Source organism: Pseudoalteromonas sp. S3431 (assembly GCF_000690035.1).
Lineage (GTDB): Bacteria > Pseudomonadota > Gammaproteobacteria > Enterobacterales > Alteromonadaceae > Pseudoalteromonas > Pseudoalteromonas fuliginea.
In genome coordinates, this window is sequence record NZ_JJNY01000013.1 from 17,837 (window position 1) to 35,425 (window position 17,589).

General features: G+C 40.2%; 8 protein-coding genes. 3 read left to right on the top strand and 5 right to left on the bottom strand.

Annotated elements, in window-relative coordinates; genetic code table 11:
* Window positions 1-44: 44 nt before the first annotated feature.
* Genes DO88_RS14620 through DO88_RS14600 form a run of 5 tightly spaced genes read right to left on the bottom strand, consistent with a single transcriptional unit; the run spans window position 45 to window position 11,912 of the window.
* The gene (locus DO88_RS14620; protein WP_033038226.1) at window positions 45-1,757 is read right to left on the bottom strand and encodes a (2,3-dihydroxybenzoyl)adenylate synthase; all 1,713 of its coding nucleotides are present in this window, start codon (window positions 1,755-1,757) and stop codon (window positions 45-47) included.
* Window positions 1,754-3,790: a condensation domain-containing protein gene (locus tag DO88_RS14615; RefSeq protein ID WP_033028649.1), complete on the bottom strand. Its 2,037-nt coding sequence runs from the start codon at window positions 3,788-3,790 to the stop codon at window positions 1,754-1,756. Before DO88_RS14615 ends, DO88_RS14620 begins: the two co-directional genes overlap by 4 nt.
* 38 nt (window positions 3,791-3,828) lie before the next feature.
* Window positions 3,829-5,499, bottom strand: a complete 1,671-nt coding sequence (locus DO88_RS14610) for an amino acid adenylation domain-containing protein (protein ID WP_157847578.1) — start codon at window positions 5,497-5,499, stop codon at window positions 3,829-3,831.
* A 1-nt stretch (window position 5,500) separates the two neighbouring features.
* Complete coding sequence (locus tag DO88_RS14605) at window positions 5,501-5,713, bottom strand: MbtH family protein (protein WP_008139329.1); 213 nt, start codon at window positions 5,711-5,713, stop codon at window positions 5,501-5,503.
* Window positions 5,706-11,912: a non-ribosomal peptide synthetase gene (locus tag DO88_RS14600; protein WP_033028647.1), complete on the bottom strand. Its 6,207-nt coding sequence runs from the start codon at window positions 11,910-11,912 to the stop codon at window positions 5,706-5,708. The genes DO88_RS14605 and DO88_RS14600 overlap by 8 nt, the downstream gene beginning before the upstream one ends.
* 130 nt (window positions 11,913-12,042) lie before the next feature.
* Here DO88_RS14600 and DO88_RS14595 point away from each other — a divergent pair, with 130 nt between their 5' ends.
* The 3 genes from DO88_RS14595 to DO88_RS14585 all read left to right on the top strand — a co-directional run bounded on the left by DO88_RS14595 (window position 12,043) and on the right by DO88_RS14585 (window position 16,973).
* Window positions 12,043-13,380, top strand: coding sequence for a salicylate synthase (locus DO88_RS14595; protein ID WP_033038228.1), 1,338 nt, complete (start codon window positions 12,043-12,045; stop codon window positions 13,378-13,380).
* A 130-nt stretch (window positions 13,381-13,510) separates the two neighbouring features.
* Window positions 13,511-14,821: a lysine N(6)-hydroxylase/L-ornithine N(5)-oxygenase family protein gene (locus tag DO88_RS14590; protein ID WP_033038230.1), complete on the top strand. Its 1,311-nt coding sequence runs from the start codon at window positions 13,511-13,513 to the stop codon at window positions 14,819-14,821.
* Window positions 14,822-15,020: 199 nt separating this feature from the next.
* The gene (locus DO88_RS14585; RefSeq protein ID WP_232224783.1) at window positions 15,021-16,973 is read left to right on the top strand and encodes a S9 family peptidase; all 1,953 of its coding nucleotides are present in this window, start codon (window positions 15,021-15,023) and stop codon (window positions 16,971-16,973) included.
* The last annotated feature ends 616 nt before the right edge of the window (window positions 16,974-17,589 follow it).

Here is a 17,589-nt window from a genome sequence, read left to right on the forward strand (position 1 = left end):
TTGCGGTACATCCTCTGGTGGTGATTGCGCATCATTAATTTAATTCACACTGTTTGTATTGCTTGGTGTTGCTTATTAAGCTCAAGGTGAATTTGTGCAGATAATTTTTTACGAGCAATTTTACCTATAACGGTTAATGGGATATGTTCAACGTACGCCACTGTATCTGGCAACATATAGCGTGCAACACCTTGTGCCGCTAAGTATTGCCTTACGTCTTTGAGTGCTAACTTAGGCGAATTTGGGTCTTGCGAAACAATAACTGCGCATGTTCGTTCACCGAGTTGTTCGCAAGGTAGTCCCACAACAGCAACATCTTTTATGCCATGATGGCAGGCTAAATGAGCCTCTAATGTTTCAACCGAAATAGTTTCTCCACCTCGGCGAAGAACCTCTTGGATTCGGCCTTCAACAATAAGATGACCACTGCTTAGCCGCCTTACCTGATCCCCAGTACGGTAATAACCTTCAGTAGTAAATGATTTTTGATTGGCTTGCTCGTCTTTATAATAACCACGGATTGTATATGGACCTCTGGTCAACAGCTCGCCACACTTTCCCTTTGCAACATCCTGGCCTTGTTCGTCCACCACCCTAACTTCATCCAAATCAGATAATGGACGTCCTTGAGTCTTGAGTTTTAAAACACTAGGATCTGAATTACGAGTGAAATTAAGAAGTCCTTCAGCCATGCCAAACACTTGTTGTAAATTACAATTAAGTTCATTACCGATTCTGCGAGCTGTAGCTTCATCAAGTTTAGCACCGCCAACTTGTAATAAATCAAGACATGCCGCTGGAGGTGTTACTAATGCAGCATAATTAAGCCAAGTTTTCACTAAAGTCGGCACTAACGCTGTCACCGTAACCCCTGCTTTTTCAATATACTCAAATGCAATTTCAGGACTCGGCACTGGACACATAACGACACCAGCTCCCACTTCAATCGCACCTAAAATACCTGGGCAAGCTAATGGAAAATTATGCGCCGCTGGTAATGCAACAAGATAGCGGTCTTGTGAACTCAATTCACAAAGCTTAGCACTGGCTTTTATATTGTAGAGGTAATCTCTATGTGTTCTTGGAATTAACTTCGGTATTCCTGTTGTACCGCCTGAGCATAATAATAAAGCCATTTCAGCAGGATCCGCTGCGAGACCAGGAAACTCAAGTGCTGTCATTTGAGCTTCAGTTGCCTTAGTAAACCCTAGTAAAGATAATATTGACGGATGCGGTTTTAAATCTAGGCCATCCACAACAACATGTTTAAGTGTTGGGACTGTATTAAGTAGCTCATTGGCAAATGCATGACAATCGAAGCTAATCGATTGTTCACTAACAAACCAAGCACGTGCTTGTGTTAATTTCACAAAATGCAAAATTTCACGTTGTCCATGTCCAGGTAACGCCATGACAGGAATAACGCCTAGCTGGAGTAAAGCGAAAAAGGTTAATACAAATGCATTATTATTACCCATTTGCATCACCACTTTATCACCTCGTCCAAGACCAATACTGTGACAATGCTCTACTATATTATTCACGACAGCGCTTATTTCTTGGCCTGTCATCTGTTGCCATTCACCAGATTGAAGGTCGGGGCCGCTGAGCAAAATAACATCAGCATATTGCTTAAGTTTTGCAGTTAACCAATTTGCAAAGTTTTCATTTCTCCACACCCCCTGCTCTTTGTACTTTCTGCTTATTTCTTCTGGCCAAGCATATAACCCGGCTTCGGTAGGCACAAACTCAGTCACAGTGACCCCTCCATTTCCAATTCAGCACTGAGTGCGTCATCATCTAAATCTAAGATTTCACAATACACTTGAGCAATTTGTAATACTTCTTCAGCATCGCTCGAGTCAGTAATTGAAGCGGCAATGCCTGCAATAGAAGGTGAACTAAATAAGCTTTTCATGTCTATCGAATTGGATCCGAAGATTTCCCTAATTTGCGCGATTAACGAACTTGCTAAAACAGAATCCCCACCCGCAGCAAATAAGTTTTGATGAATATTACTACCATCCCCCCCGATCACTTCATGCCAAATAGAAGCTACCACACGAACTATTGGCATACTTAACGAGGTTTCATCATGTTCCACATTTTTAGTAATTACTGGCTCTTGGACCTCAGCAACGGCTCTATTTTTGGGTAACGTATCACCAATATGCGTATCCCAATAATCCGGCTCAGTAACAAGGTTCACCACGGTATTACTGAAAAAATTAAACATTGCATCGAGCACACCATCTACAAAAGCATCCTCTCGACAATCCCAGTTAATTAAAATACCACCATCAAGTTCAGTTACTTGCGCATCAAGTAATACCTGTGGCCCTTGAGAAATAATCCAAATAGGATCCCCAAATACTCGGCGCACATTTGCATCAAATAACTCACCTAAATTTAATGCGCTTGTAAATACAACAGGCGCTGTTACTTGCTGCCCACGTGCACGCCCTAAATCTCTTAAAACATGAACTCCACCGTAGTCTGCGCGCGCTGCTCCCTCGTGCATACTAGATTGAACATCACGCGCTCGTGTCACAAAAGTTGCAGTCGGGCCAGTATCAACATCGAGGAGTATTGAACTACTAAAGTCGCCTACCACCTCTTTAATATTAGGGCCTGCGAGTGGACGTTGAAATAAAGGAACATTAAGAATAAAACGCGGATCTTTGCTCCATCCAGCCAGGGTTTCTGCCAGCACGGTTGCTAACACCACTGATGGGGTTAATCCGTACTGACGACATTGCGCATATAATTGTGCTTTACGCTGCGGATCAATATTAAAATGGCGTCGTGTTGTAATAGGATGCTGCGATGAAGCTGCTTTTAAAGGCAGTAATGGACCATTGGGTAAAGAAGCTAGCTGTGTTTGCCACCACATTCCTGAGCTTTCTTTTATTGACTCCCAATTATGCTCAATGGCCATTCGGCAATCTTTATAACTCATTGCTAAATCAGCAAGTTCTACATCGGGGTCATCGTATAACAGTGCAAGATCACGCAGTAGCGTGCGATAACTAACGGCGTCTGCAGCTATCATATCAATGTCTAAATGCAGGCGACTGTTACCATTTTCTAATAAGCTTAAAGCGACCGCAAATACTTCTCCTGACTCAATATCTAACATTTGTGATGAATAGGTCGAGCGATACTGCTCTAATAACTGCTGCGCAACATCAGTAGGTTTATCTCGTAAATCATTAAAGATGACATGCACTGTATTATTACTTGGATTATGTATTTGCTGTCCGCTGGAACATACTTGTAAACGCAACGAGCTATGACGTTGAACAAGTTTCTCTATTGCTAGCGTCAAACGGGCTAAGTCTAATGGCTGTGACTTATCATTGATTGCCGACAACTCAAATTCACAATACAGATGCGCTGATACACCCCCAAGCGGTTGATTAACATCACGTCCTAACCAATAGGCATACTGCATAGGCGCAAGTGAAAAAGGCGCATGAGGAAGTTTCCCGATTTTTATTTTTGGGACCCCAAAGATAGTGTCTTGTGTATTATCAGCGAGGCTGGCAGCCGATACCCTAAGATACTCAACCCATGCCCCCACGAATGGTTTTTTAGCTAAATCTGCAAAGTTAATATCATAACCAGCCGCTCGCCAAGTTGACACTAAGTTCATTAATGTGATCGAATCAAGTCCTGCTTCAATTAGGTTACATTCTGCTGAGACAGCGCCAGGCTGTAAATTTAACGTATTACTAACGACAGCAAGTACATCTTCTAATAGCGAGGCTGAATTACTATTTTTATTCATTTGGGTAGTTTCCATTCTTAATGTTTGTCTTTACCAAATCATGTTGTTGACTTGGCGAGGATGTCTTGTTGCTTCAAACGCAGCAGCTCTAGCCGCTGTTGATGCAAAGAAGAAGTACTTTTTTGATTTGCTTGCCACTGCATAAGTAACGCTTTCTCATCCAGTTTTCCATTTACTGTTAGCGGGAATTTTTTAACAAATAGAAAGTCTGAAGGTAAATAGTGAACAGGGAGAAGCTGAGATAGATAATTTCTCAATGTTGCTATTGGTTGTGCCGTAAATGATTCCTCTGTCGCGATTAAAATAGCAATTAAGCCATCTGATAAACCACTGTCGAGGCATGGTTTTGCTATCACGGCTGCTCTTTGTATCTTTGCATGAGATTCTAAAACAACTTCTATTTCACTCGGCTCAATACGAAATCCCCTTACTTTCAATTGCCTGTCTGCGCGACCAAAATAAAAGAGTTGACCATCAATTTGCTTCGCTAAGTCACCCGAACGATACATCCGCTTCCCAGTGTGAAAAGGACTGGCAACAAATCGCATCGCGGTTAGATCAGGGCGATTGATGTAACCGAATGCCACTTGATCTCCTGCTACATAAATTTCACCAATTTCACCATCAGCCACTTTTTCTAAATTTTCATCAAGTAAAAGCACCTCCAAACTAGATAGCCCTTCACCTATTGGACTATTTTCAGTGCCACAAAGTGAATCACTTAGTGTTAGCCATGTTACGTGCACCGTTGTCTCTGTGATCCCGTACATGTTTATCAATTGCAATATTTCGCAAGGGTAAAGCTGCCACCATTTTTTTACTTTATCCAAATTAAGTGCTTCACCACCAAAGACCACTTTGCGCAAGCATAGTGGTTGCTCACTCATTTTTAGAGCCTTACTTTCTGCGTCAATTAAGGCATAAAATGCTGAAGGCGTTTGATTCAGAATAGTGACCTTTTCTGCTCTCAAATATTGCACTAAGGCGTCTGGTGACCAAATTACACTTTTTGGAATAATCGTTAGCTTGGCTCCTGTGGTCAAAGCTCCCCACACTTCCCACACCGAAAAATCAAAAGCCAGTGAATGAAACAAAGCCCAAACATCAGTATGTGTTGCATCTAATAAAGGCATTGCCGCATTAATTAAGGCCAGAACTTGCTGATGCCCTACAACAACTCCCTTAGGGTTTCCCGTCGACCCTGAAGTAAAAATAATATAAGCGAAAGCACCTGCGGCTCTGTAAACAGGTTTCTCGTGCTCATCTGGAACAAAGTTAAATTGGTCCTCGACAAACAACAAATGACTCATAGCTTTAGTAAGTGAATCGTTACCCCAAAGTGTCTTGCTCAACTCTCGCTGAGTAACAATTGCGCTAGGCTGACTACAAGCAATTATCCAATCGATCCTTTCTTTAGGGTAATCGGGATCAATCGGCACATAGCACGCTCCAAGTTGCAATATTGCTAACACGTGAATAATTTGCTCACAGTTTCTAGGCAGTATTAAAGCCACGCAGTTTCCTGTACGAACACCACTTGCATAAAGTCGATGTGATGCCAAATCAGCTTTTTGTTTAAGCGCTTTATATGTCAAGGAGCTATGTTCATCACTAACGGCGATGCGATTAGGGTGCATAACGACTTGTTCAGCAAAGGATTGATACAGGCATGCTGTACCTGCTGGCATCCCTTTGTTAATCTGCTCCATATTAATTCCCATCCATCTCTATGAGTGATTTAGGACGTAAATCTGTCCAATTATCATTTAGCCAACTCAAACAAGTATCACGTGTTTGAGGGCCAAAAACCTGCTCCCAACCAGAAGGAATAGTTAATACTTCAGGCCATAACGAATACTGTTTTTCATGATTGATAAGAACTACAAATGCCATTGATTCATCATCGAAAATATTTTCACTCATGATTTAACTCCAAAGAGACTGTTGATAGGGGGTTTAATTCGCTGTTATTAAGTTGCGCAGAATTTGCGGCTTCATGACTGAATTTGTTACAACTATCGACAACTTCTTGCAAATAGAACTCAAAATCAGTTAATAGCTGAGCGCTACGTTTTTGACCCACTGCATGCGGGTCAAAGCTCAAACGGATCTTGGTTGTTGCACCAGGGTAGATAAATAAAGCAGCGGCTTGGCCAACCGAATCTTGCCACTTAACATCCTTCAATCCTGCCAATGCAACTGGTAATGTAAGCCCTTGAGATGAATCGACTTGTTTAATTGGCTCTGCGGTTTGTGTATCCGCATCAAGGGCATTTTCAATAACTAATAAAGTATCAAAAAATTCACCAAAACGATGAGTCGCCTCCAAATTATCCAACCTAACCGGAGCTAACGCTTGCCATTCAAATTGCTCAGTTTGCAACTGCTGCAACAACGCAATTGGACTACTCAAAGGATCGGTCTTAATCCGTATTGGTACTAACTGAGTAACCAATCCAACAAGCGTTTCAATACCTGCTAACGACGCTGCACGACCAGAATCAAATAAACCAAATACGACATCGTCCTGATTAAGTGCATTACCCACTGTTTTAGCCCATGCCAATTGAAATAGCATGGCCGTAGATACATTAATCTTTGCAGCTAATGCTTTAACATCTGTGTTTACAGCAGCACAAAGCACACTAGATAATTCTTGTGAAGGAAATCGTTGCTGTCTTGTCGGGCACAATAATGAAGGGGCTTTGAAACCATTCAGCGCTTTATTCCAATATTGACAAGCTATTGTCGGATCTTGTTTTTGTAACCAATCAAGATATTGACCCCAATGTAAATTTGGATAAGCTAAAGTGGCTTCAGCACTCATTCCTCCAAGCCACTCTTGCAAAATTCGAGGGGCTGACCAACCATCAAGCAGTAAGTGATGACAATGAATCAAAATTAGCCACTGACTATCACTTATACGTATAGATAAAAATCGCATGAGTGGCGGAGCATCAAATTCAAAGCGATATTGGTACCATGCTGTGCGATGCTGCGCTAACAGTGCTTCATATTGCTCACTTGGTTCACCACGTAAATCTAAAGTTTCCCATACAGGCTCGAGTATATCGGCAGTAAAGGTAGAAAATGTTTTCACAAAAAAGCCTGATCTTAGCGCGTCATGACGGCGCAGAAGATCCGCGGCCCCTGCTTTTAAAGCACTTTCAGATATTTCTGGGTTGTGTTGATTAGAAAGAGTTATTTCCATTTGTGTTGTCCATGGATCTGCTAGTCCATGACAGTGGCGAAGCATTTCAACTTGCAGTGGCGTAGCTGGCTTAATTGTCAAATTATTACTATCAACAAGACCTTGCGCTTGTAGCTGTTGTTGTTCTTCAATAAAACAGTCGTGTAGTTGATGAAAAAGCTTATTTAACTCAGCTTTAAATCGTAGTAGATCACTATGGTGCAATTCGCTACTAGGTGCTATCGCATTAAAGTGAAGTGTTTTTATCCCTTTTTGTTGGCTGTAATAGGCTGTTAAATCTAAAGAATTTAGTAACGGCCAGTGATCGGAGCAAGCTTCAGTGAGCTGCTCAAGAAGCGGAGTTACTGACCATAAATCTGAATTGGAGGATAAATTTAAATCACCAAGAAAATTAAAACCGACTAACCATCCATTTACACCTTGTTGAGCAGGCGCGACACCACTTGATGATACAAAAGGAGAGTCTTGCTGAATAATTTGACCACACCATTTACGCAACACTGTTTCTATCAACTGGCTCGACATTTCGTCCGATTTAGTCTTTAAAACATCACTATTGAGAGCCACATAAACTTCACGGGCAAACCAGCCAATGGTCCTGCTTAAATCTTGTGTTGGTTCCTGTACTTCTCGACCATGCCGCTCTAGTACCAAGGTAGGGCAGCGATTATCTAGCGCTGGTTTTAATTTTGATGTAATAGCAGCTAAGCAACTTATAGCAGGTAATAAACTAGCCAGTGGAAGCCCTAACCTACGAGCGACAGTTAATGCAGGACATGTTTTATTATAAGGTTCCAAGCTCCAAGTTAATGTGTGAGCACTTGCCAACGTTCCCAAATTGGTTGAATTTGGCGCAGGTATATACTGCTGGCTTAATTTATTTATATGATTGGACCAACTACGCCATGATGTTGGTACAGGAGGTAATTCAAGTTTTTCATTACTCACTTGCTGATTTCGGACAATCGCAAGGTCTTCAGCCAAAATATGCCATGATGAGGCATCTATGACTAAATGGTTTATGGCAAACCAAGCCCTTTGGTTATTATTTTCATTTTCTTTAACTAACAATACGGCAACCATAACACCATTTTCAGGACTTAAATTACTGCATAGTTGTTTTGCCAACTCAGCTGCTGATAATACACCTGAGTTTTCTAAAGTGGGTAAATCAGCATTTTCAGAATACACTCTATACTTATCATCATCACACTGTTGATAAGTTTGCTCACAATAAATAGTTTGGGTATTTTCAACCGGAACATTTAGGGATAACTCCCCCGTACCCGATTGCACCAATTGAGCTCGCAACAACCCATGGCGATTAAGTAAAGCATACACAAGCTTTTTTAGTTCACCAGCCGTCATACTTTCAGGCACTACTACACTTGCTAGTTGTGCAAATCGATCAAGCGGTGTCGCTGCATTAAGGTAGCGCTGCATTAATAAAGTTGAAGTAAGCTGACCTTTATCATTACTATCGTGGTTAACCGTTTTACTATTTTGACTGTCTCCGAGGGGATCAACTTCGTGTAATTCTTTAACCAAATTCGCAATGCATTTTGCATTAAATACTTGACGAGGAGTAAGGTGGATCCCTTCTCGACGAGCGCGACTGACTAATTTTACAACTGAAATACTATCGCCACCCACTGCAAAAAATCCATCGTCAATGCCTATTGTCTCAATCCCTAAAACGTCACACACTAAATTACATAGCTTTTTCTCCAGTTCATTGCGAGGGGCTCTTTTGGCAATAACACCTAAATCTTCAGGTATCGACAGCGCTTTACGATTAATTTTTCCATTAGGTAACTTAGGTAGTTTTTTATTAATTACAAAATACTTGGGGACTAAGTGAGGGGGTAGAGCTTGCTCACATACATAGCGAAAGCGAGCTATTAAGTTTAAATTAGCCTCTTGATTATCGCTTAGTTGCTCTATTTCATTTTCAATATAACAAATTAACTCCATCGCACTTTGAGTAACTGCTCTGGCAATGACAGCGCAAGGACATTTAATTAACAGCTCAATGGTTGACTCAACTTCGAGCGGCTCAACACGAAAACCTCTAATTTTCACTTGCTCGTCTATACGGCCAATGTATTCAATATTTCCTTGAGTTGTCCATTTTACTCTATCACCACTTAGATAAAGTCTTTCACCTTGTTCAGCAAAAGGATTAGCAATAAACTTGCTTGCTGTTAAATCACTACGATCAAGGTATCCTCTTGCTAATCCAGCACCAGCAATTGCAAGCTCACCAGGCACCCCTAAAGGCGCTAATTGCAAGCAACTATCTAAAACATAAACTTGCCCTCCTGCAACCGGCCCACCTATTACCGGCTTTTCAGCGGCATTGGTTTTAGCAATCATCGCATCCACTGTTGCCTCTGTCGGGCCATATAAATTAAAGCCCAACGTACCAGGAAGGCTCTTTATACGTTGCCAAAGCTCTTGTTTTACCGATTCACCACCAAAACCCAATATTGCAGGTGTGTGAGGTTCAATAAATTGCCCATTTGTATCTGTAAGTCCTGACTGTAACCACGGTAATACTTCATCTAGCATACTGGGAGTTAACTCAATAAAATCCATTTTTTTAAGCATTATCTCTTTGGCAAGAGTGACCGCGTCTTGCATCGTATTTGCATCAAATAAATAGACTTTATGGCCTTCAAACATCCACAGTGTAGGTTGCCATGAGGCATCAAAAGCCAAAGACCAAGCATGGCCAACTTTTAGCTGATTATGTTCTACAAGCGCAGAAGCTTCGCTATAGAGATCGTGTTTATGACTAGCAATAAGGTTAACCAGCGAAGCATGTTTTACAACCACACCTTTTGGCTGCCCTGTTGAGCCGGATGTAAACGTAATACAGGCTGGATGAGATGGGCGCAATGGCCGGCATCTCTCTTCGTTTGTAAGATTAAGATCACTATTTTTTATACTTAATGCTTCATTCTCAATAACTAACAGACTGACTGTTTTAGTTTGTAATTCAGCCGCTTTAGCTGATTCAAATGAATGTGCATCACCATTATTAATTACTATATTTGGCGCCGCCAATGTAAGTACTCGGTTAATGTAATCCTCTGGATAATTTGGATCTATAGGTACAATAGCGGCACCTGCCTTGAGTGTACCAAGCATCACAACGAACCATTCCAACTGGCGAGGCATTATTATGGCAACCCGATCTTCTGGCCCAATCCCTTGCGATACTAGCCACCTTGCGACTCTATTTGCTCTTGCATTGAGCGTTAAAAAACTGAGGTCATGCAGCACGTTTTGTTGTTGCAAAACACTCTTTATCGTTTCACTGCCAACTAACTCAACGGCAGTTCGATTTGGGTATTTACTCACGGTATTCTCAAACCAAGCAACGAGCGTTGTTATTGGGCTTGCAAAAGCATCGCGTTGACCCCATTTTATTAATTGATTTTCATCGGGTAATACAGTGGTAATGTTAGCTAGTGCTATATCTGGTTCTTGGACACAATGTTTAAGTAACTGTAGCAACCGTTTCAAATGATTTGGTATGGTTTTTGGTCGATATAATGAAGCACGCCAAGTGGCTTGAAACTGAAGGCAGTTATCTTTTAATAATGCGTCAAAAGAGAGATCTGTTTGCGTTGTACCATTAAAATACTTTTCCCAATGTACATCTAAGTCATCTATTATGGGTGGAGACATCCCATGGCTTAAGAAAGTCACCATAGTGTCTAATAATGGGTTTTGCGATTCCCCTCGTTTTATTTGTAATTTTTCAAGTAATAATTCAAAGGGTAAATCTGCATGTGAAAAAGCAGCACGACATTGTGTCGCACAATCACGGATCAGTTCACGAAAACAAAGTTTATTATCAACCTTAATCCGCAGTGGAATAACATTCCCAAAATTACCTATCAGGTCACTCAGCTCAGGTAAATTACGATGCGAAGCCACTGTCCCTATCGTCACTTCTGAGGCCCTAGAAAGCCGAGTCATTAATAAAGCAATCACCGCAATAATGGCTTCAAAAGTTGTAACTTGTTCTTCTCGTGCTAACGTAAGTAGGGTTTGTGTTGTTGCTTGATCAAGATTATCACTGTGCCAGCCACCATTTTCATTTTGCTTCACTCCCCGAGGAAAGTCAGTTGGAAAATCAATAGGCTCAGGTAGCGGTGTAAGCTGCTTTTGCCAGAACGCAACCTGCTCTTTGCTTTGCTCGGAATCTTGTTGCCATTTTTCACGATGCCATTGAGCAAAATCTAAATACTGGATGGGTAAAGGAGCCCGTTGTTTAGATTCGCCGCTCTTAATTAGCCTATAGTATGTTGATAATTCATTAGAAAAAATACCAAATGACGCCCCGTCCCAAACAATATGTTGCCCTACCATAACTAAAGTGTGATGACTGTCGGTCATTTTTACGAGAGCAAGTCGAAGTGTACTCTTAGTTGCAAGATCGAAAGGTTCTGTACTTGCATGTTGTGCTATTTCTTTAAGACGTACTTCTCGCGTCTGATGATCTAAATCTTGTAAATCATATTCACACCACTGCAAAGGAAACTCATCAAGCACTTTTTGTCGAGCACCAACAATAGGGTCTGCATAATAGGAAGTTCGAAAAATACTGTGCCTGTTCACTAATTCAAAACAACTTTGCTGTAAAACACGCGCATCTAAACAACCTTTAAATTGCCACAAGACACAAACATTGTAAGCAGACGAAAGTGGGTCCAGTTGATTAAGTAACCACATCCTTTCTTGCGCATTAGAAAGTACATAACTGGTCTCATTTTTTGCTTTTGAAACTGTAAAGCTTTGATTTAATGTCGATAAAGAGTCCACATTATTATTCGGCATGATTATTTTTCGAGTTGCCGCCAATTTTCTCGCAAGCTTTAGCCTAAGTGCATTATCCATAAAACAGACCCTAAAATATAAACAATAATAATTTGCATTATTATTTACTGTAGTTATTATTGCAACACATTGATTGAAAATTAATCCCGTGTGTATGCAAAATGTATTTTGAAAAGGAGCATAAGATATTATGAAAACTAATTTTTCCAATGAAGGCACAACCCAAAGCGATGAGCAAAATTTAATCTTCGCACGAGCAGCCGCTCTAGCCGACAGTGGTATATTTAAAGAATATTTAATTTACGAAGATAACGGTGAATGTTGGTTTGCAGGGGGTATTGTTCGATCTATAACAGTATTTGCAACTCACATTGAATCTAATACCTCTGCAGGAAAAACTCAGCGCCAAGTTAACAGCGAAAACCTCTGCCAAGTCCTACAGCAAGAATTAAATACTTGGGATGGTGAGTGGCAAGCATGCGGATGGTCTAGTTTTGAATTCGCGTATGCCCTGAAATCACCAGAACTATTAACCGAAGAAGAAAAAGCAGGTCAAGAAGCGTTATTATTTATTTGTGAGCCAAAAATAACGGTATCCCTAGGGAAAAAACCAACACTCATTAAATCTAAATCCAGTGAACTTGAGCAGCAAGTACGCTTAATACTAGAAAATGCAGTTGTACGAGCACACGTTCCTTACAAAAATGTTGAAATACCAGACAATATTAATTATAAAAATGCAGTCAAAAAGTCTGTCGCCAATATTAAAAATGGTTTACTAGAAAAAGTCATACTCTCGCGTAAGGTTCCCCTACATTTTTCGCCCGATTACACTGCGACTTGGCTTCAAGGGCGTTCGATGAACACACCTGCTCGTTCATTTACAATGAATTTAGCTGGTTGGAAAATCACTGGGTTTAGTCCTGAAATTGTACTTTCAGTTGATGAAAACCGTAAAGTTACAACAGAGCCGTTAGCGGGTACTCGACGATTAGAAGGTAATCCAGAAACAGATCAAAAAATATTTGATGAGTTACTAAGAGATCCAAAAGAAACCCACGAACACGCAATATCTGTGAGACTTTCAGTTGACGAAATGAATGAAGTTTGTGAACCAGAATCTGTACATGTACCACAGTTCATGGTTCAAAAAAAGCGAGGTTCTGTGCAACATTTAGCTTCGAGAGTCTGTGGCACTCTAAAAACAGAATATAACGCTTGGCATGCATTCGAAAGCCTATTCCCTGCTGTTACAGCGTCTGGTATTCAAAAGCTGGCTGCTTTTTCAGAAATACGACGACACGAAGGCAGTAGCAGAGGGCTTTATGCAGGCGCAATTTTAAAACTAGATCACACAGGCGTTATTGACGCGGCATTAGTTTTACGCAGTGTTATGAGTAAAGGCGATCAGCACTGGTTACAGGCTGGAGCCGGAATTGTACTTGATTCAACACCAGAAAGAGAACTCACCGAAACCAGTGAAAAACTAGCAAGCATTTCACCTTGGGTTGTTGAAAAAACAAGCTAAATTAACGTAATTCATTAAATAAGGATACTTAATGAATCCTTATTCAGCTAATACCCACTGCTACACATTTTTATAAACAAAAGTAAATTTATGTAGCAGATAAAAGTTGTTTTAAACGAGGAGTTTAAGCATGGCACAGCCACTAATACCTACATACGATATCATTGGTGTCGGATTTGGCCCATCAAATATAGCTTTGGCGATTGCCTTAGAAGAAATTAAAAGCAATTCTACCACACTAAATGCCTTATTTATTGATAAACAGCCAGAATATCAATGGCATGGTGATACTATTACTAACCAAAGTGGGCTACAAGTCTCATTTTTGAAAGATCTTGTCACATTGAGAAATCCAACCAGCCCTTACTCTTTTTTAAATTATTTACATTCACATAATCGTTTAGTGGACTTCATAAATTTAAGTACTTTCTACCCAAGCAGGTTAGAATTTAATGACTACCTTCGCTGGGTTGCGGGTCATTTTTCTTCTCAATGTCAATACGGCGAAGAGGTTACCTCTATTGAGCCGGTTATGGATAATCAAAAAGTAAAATTACTCAAAGTGACAACAGCAGATACAGGTGGTACAAGTAAGATCCGTTTTACTAAATCACTTGTTATGGGCACTGGCGGAACCCCTTTAATACCGGAAGTTTTTCAACCGCTAAAACAAACCCCGCTTGTATTTCATCATACTCACTACCTATCAAAAATGGCTAAACTTATTCCAGTAAAAACAAAGGATTTACGCATTGCTATAATCGGTGGTGGGCAAAGTGCTGCGGAAGCTTTTATTGATATTGATGATAATTATCCACACGCAAAAGTTGATTTAATTATGCGTGGTAATTCGATGAAGCCAGCAGATTCAAGTCCCTATGTGAATGAAATTTTTAACCCATCATCAACAGACTCTATATTCAGTAAAACGCAGCAAGAAAGAGAAGAGCTATTAAAAGAATATAAATACGCTAATTATTCAGCTGTTGACTCATCGATGATTGAGCAAATATATAATATTTTTTATCAACAAAAAGTTGCCATGATGGAGCAACATACATATTGCCCTAACAGTGAAGTTACTGAAGCATCTGAAAAAAATGGAAAAATAACGCTGTCTATACTTGATAGAAAATCAAATCAGCATGCTACGAATAATTACGATTTAGTAATTTTAGCAACAGGGTATCAACGACCTAAAATGGCGCCTATGTTAGAACCTATTAAAGCCTATTTAGGAAACATTGATATTGATCGAAATTATCAAGTTAAAACGGACGAACGTTTTCTTCCATCGTTATTTTTGCAAGGACGTTCAGAATCATCCCATGGTTTAAGCGACACCTTACTCTCAATACTTTCAGTAAGGTCAGCAGAAATAGCACACTCATTACAGGCAGAGTTGCAAGAACAGGCTCAGCAAGCAGTTGCTTTAGCTTAACCACTTGAAATGCATATTACTCAAATAAGTCATTATCTAAGTAATGTGCATTCATCGCAATCGAGTTTATTTTCAATCATTATTGCCTTATAACAGATGCGATACTGTTTAATAACAAGGAATAAAAATGAAGTTTATTGCCCCTTTTGCGCTTTTGGCAACAGTCAGTTTTTCAGGTTTTACGAGTCAAACAGAGCAAATGCTACAACTTGAAAACGTATTCGACCTTGAATATGCGAATCAGATAGATATAACCGAAGACGGTAAAACCGTTTACTTTGTGCGTAATCGTATGGATATAAAAACAGATCGCAAAGTGGGTAATATTTGGTCTGTTGATTACAAAACTAAACAAATGCAACCATTAACCTCTGGCGTGCATATGGATTATTCGCCAGTACTCTCTCCTGATGGTCAACGCCTTGCGTTTATATCAACACGTGATGGCAGCAGCCAAATATATATAAAATGGCTTAAAACAGGTGCTATGGCAAAAATTAGTAATCTAACTAATAGCCCTCGTGCAATTACATGGAGCCCTGATTCTAGCCAATTAATATTTAGCATGTTTGTACCAAGTGCAACTTCAGCCCCCGTAAACCTGCCCGGTAAACCAAAAGGGGCAACGTGGGCAGAACCCGCTAAATTTATTGATGATGTTTATTACCGTTCAGATGGTGGCGGTTACACACAAAAAGGTTTTAGCCAATTATTTTCCATAGATGCTAACGGTGGTAATGCCAAGCGACTTACTCATGATGAGTTTGATAACGCCGGCGATGTAAGCTTTAGTAACGATGGTAAATCACTTTATTTTTCTGCGAACAGGCATAAAAACAACCAGCTAAAATTCACAAATAATGAAATTTATAAACTTGATTTGGCCTCGCAAACTATAACCGAAATTACTAACCGAGATGGCCCTGATGAACAACCTAAAGTATCGCCCGATGGCCGTTACTTAGCGTACACAGGTTATGACGATATACGCACTAATTACGAAAATGCTCAACTTTATATTCGTGATTTAAAAACAGGTAACACAACTAGTTTAACGCCAAATTTTGATCGAAGTGTTGGGCAAATAAAATGGAGTGCCAATTCAAAAGGTGTGTACTTTAGTTACGCCGATAAAGGCCAAACCGCCCTCGCCTATCAACCATGCAGTGGCAAGCGTAAGATAATAACAACTCAAATTGGCAGCGTTGCCTTTGGACGCCCTTATTCTGGTGGCGACTTTGATGTAAGTGAAAATGGTGAGGTAGCCTTTACCCTTGCAGATACCCAGCGCCCTGCTGATATAGCAACAATTAAACGCAGTAAAGCCCAGCGTTTAACTACCCTTAATGCAGATGCATTGGGCGACAAAGCTTTGGCTAAAGTGGAAGAAATTTGGGTTAAATCAAGCCACGATGAACTTCCTATTCAGGGGTGGATTGCCTACCCGCCAGAATTTGATAGCAGCAAAAAATACCCGCTAATACTAGAAATTCACGGCGGCCCTGTCGCTAATTATGGCCCGCACTTTAGCGCTGAAATTCAACTGTTTGCAGCCAAAGGCAATGTCGTTTTATACATGAACCCACGTGGTAGTGATTCCTATGGTAAAGAGTTTGCACAAACTATTCATCATAATTACCCAAGTAACGATTTTGATGATTTAATGACAGGTGTTGATGCGCTAATAGCGAAAGGCTTTATTGACGAGTCTAAATTGTTTGTAACCGGTGGCTCTGGTGGCGGTGTATTAACTGCATGGATTGTGGGTCATACAGATCGCTTTGCTGCAGCTGTAGTTGCTAAGCCTGTTATCAATTGGATCAGTTTTGTACTAACAGCAGATTTTTACCCGTTTTTTGCTGATTATTGGTTCCCAGGTAAACCATGGGATCACATTGAGCACTACATGAAACGCTCGCCTATTAGCTATGTTGGAAACGTTAAAACTCCTACTATGTTGCTCACTGGTGAATCTGACTACCGTACACCAATTTCAGAAACTGAGCAGTTTTATCAGGCATTAAAATTACAAGGTGTTGATACTGCAATGGTGCGAATTCCTAATGCTTCACATGGCATTACAGCTCGGCCATCAAACTTAATGACAAAAGTTGCTTATATTCAATGGTGGTTTGATAAACACACTAAATAATAAATTTATAGCTCAAATAAAAGCCACTTCAAATAAGTGGCTTTTATATTTACCACTATAGTATTCAAACTGTAAACCCCCTTTACACTTCTGTGACAGTCAAATATCGGACTTAGCTAAAACTTCAGTTAGTAAAATTTCGGTTTATAACATTTTTTGTAACTTGAGTTGGTAAAAAATCGATTTGAGTCACTGTTTATAGCCTTTCAGTTAGTAAAATTTTGTTTTATAGCACAAAGAAGTTAGTAAAAAATCGGTTTATAAATTCGTTTAGTTTGCCTATTAAAGCAAAAATCAGTCACTTACCCGCCTTTTAAAGTTGCCGTAAACGCTTTTTACAGCAAAATCACCCCAAATATGCCGTTTTATGAAAGGTTAGTTAAACTCTGATCTGTAAATTCACTCAGGTAGTTAAATAGTGATCCAAAATAATTTGGCAAGGCCGTGTTGAACTTTGGTTGGTGAATTTGCAGCAGTATGTTTGGTTTTTAGGCAAGGCGGAGCTTATGTAGTGTGGTTACTCCCCATTAATAGGCGATAACGTAGCATAAATACCAAACAGGCGCTGCCCTTTGGGTTCTTTCTAGGGACGATAAACTCTTTGTTGCTCGGTTTT

What these genes read in the sequence shown, in the direction of transcription:
- DO88_RS14610 (WP_157847578.1), bottom strand. Translation starts at nt 5,499, where the DNA reads ATGGAGCAGATTAACAAAGGGATGCCAGCAGGTACAGCATGCCTGTAT.
- DO88_RS14600 (WP_033028647.1), bottom strand. Translation starts at nt 11,912, where the DNA reads ATGGATAATGCACTTAGGCTAAAGCTTGCGAGAAAATTGGCGGCAACT.
- DO88_RS14615 (WP_033028649.1), bottom strand. Translation starts at nt 3,790, where the DNA reads ATGAATAAAAATAGTAATTCAGCCTCGCTATTAGAAGATGTACTTGCT.
- DO88_RS14590 (WP_033038230.1), top strand. Translation starts at nt 13,511, where the DNA reads ATGGCACAGCCACTAATACCTACATACGATATCATTGGTGTCGGATTT.
- DO88_RS14595 (WP_033038228.1), top strand. Translation starts at nt 12,043, where the DNA reads ATGAAAACTAATTTTTCCAATGAAGGCACAACCCAAAGCGATGAGCAA.
- DO88_RS14585 (WP_232224783.1), top strand. Translation starts at nt 15,021, where the DNA reads ATGCTACAACTTGAAAACGTATTCGACCTTGAATATGCGAATCAGATA.
- DO88_RS14605 (WP_008139329.1), bottom strand. Translation starts at nt 5,713, where the DNA reads ATGAGTGAAAATATTTTCGATGATGAATCAATGGCATTTGTAGTTCTT.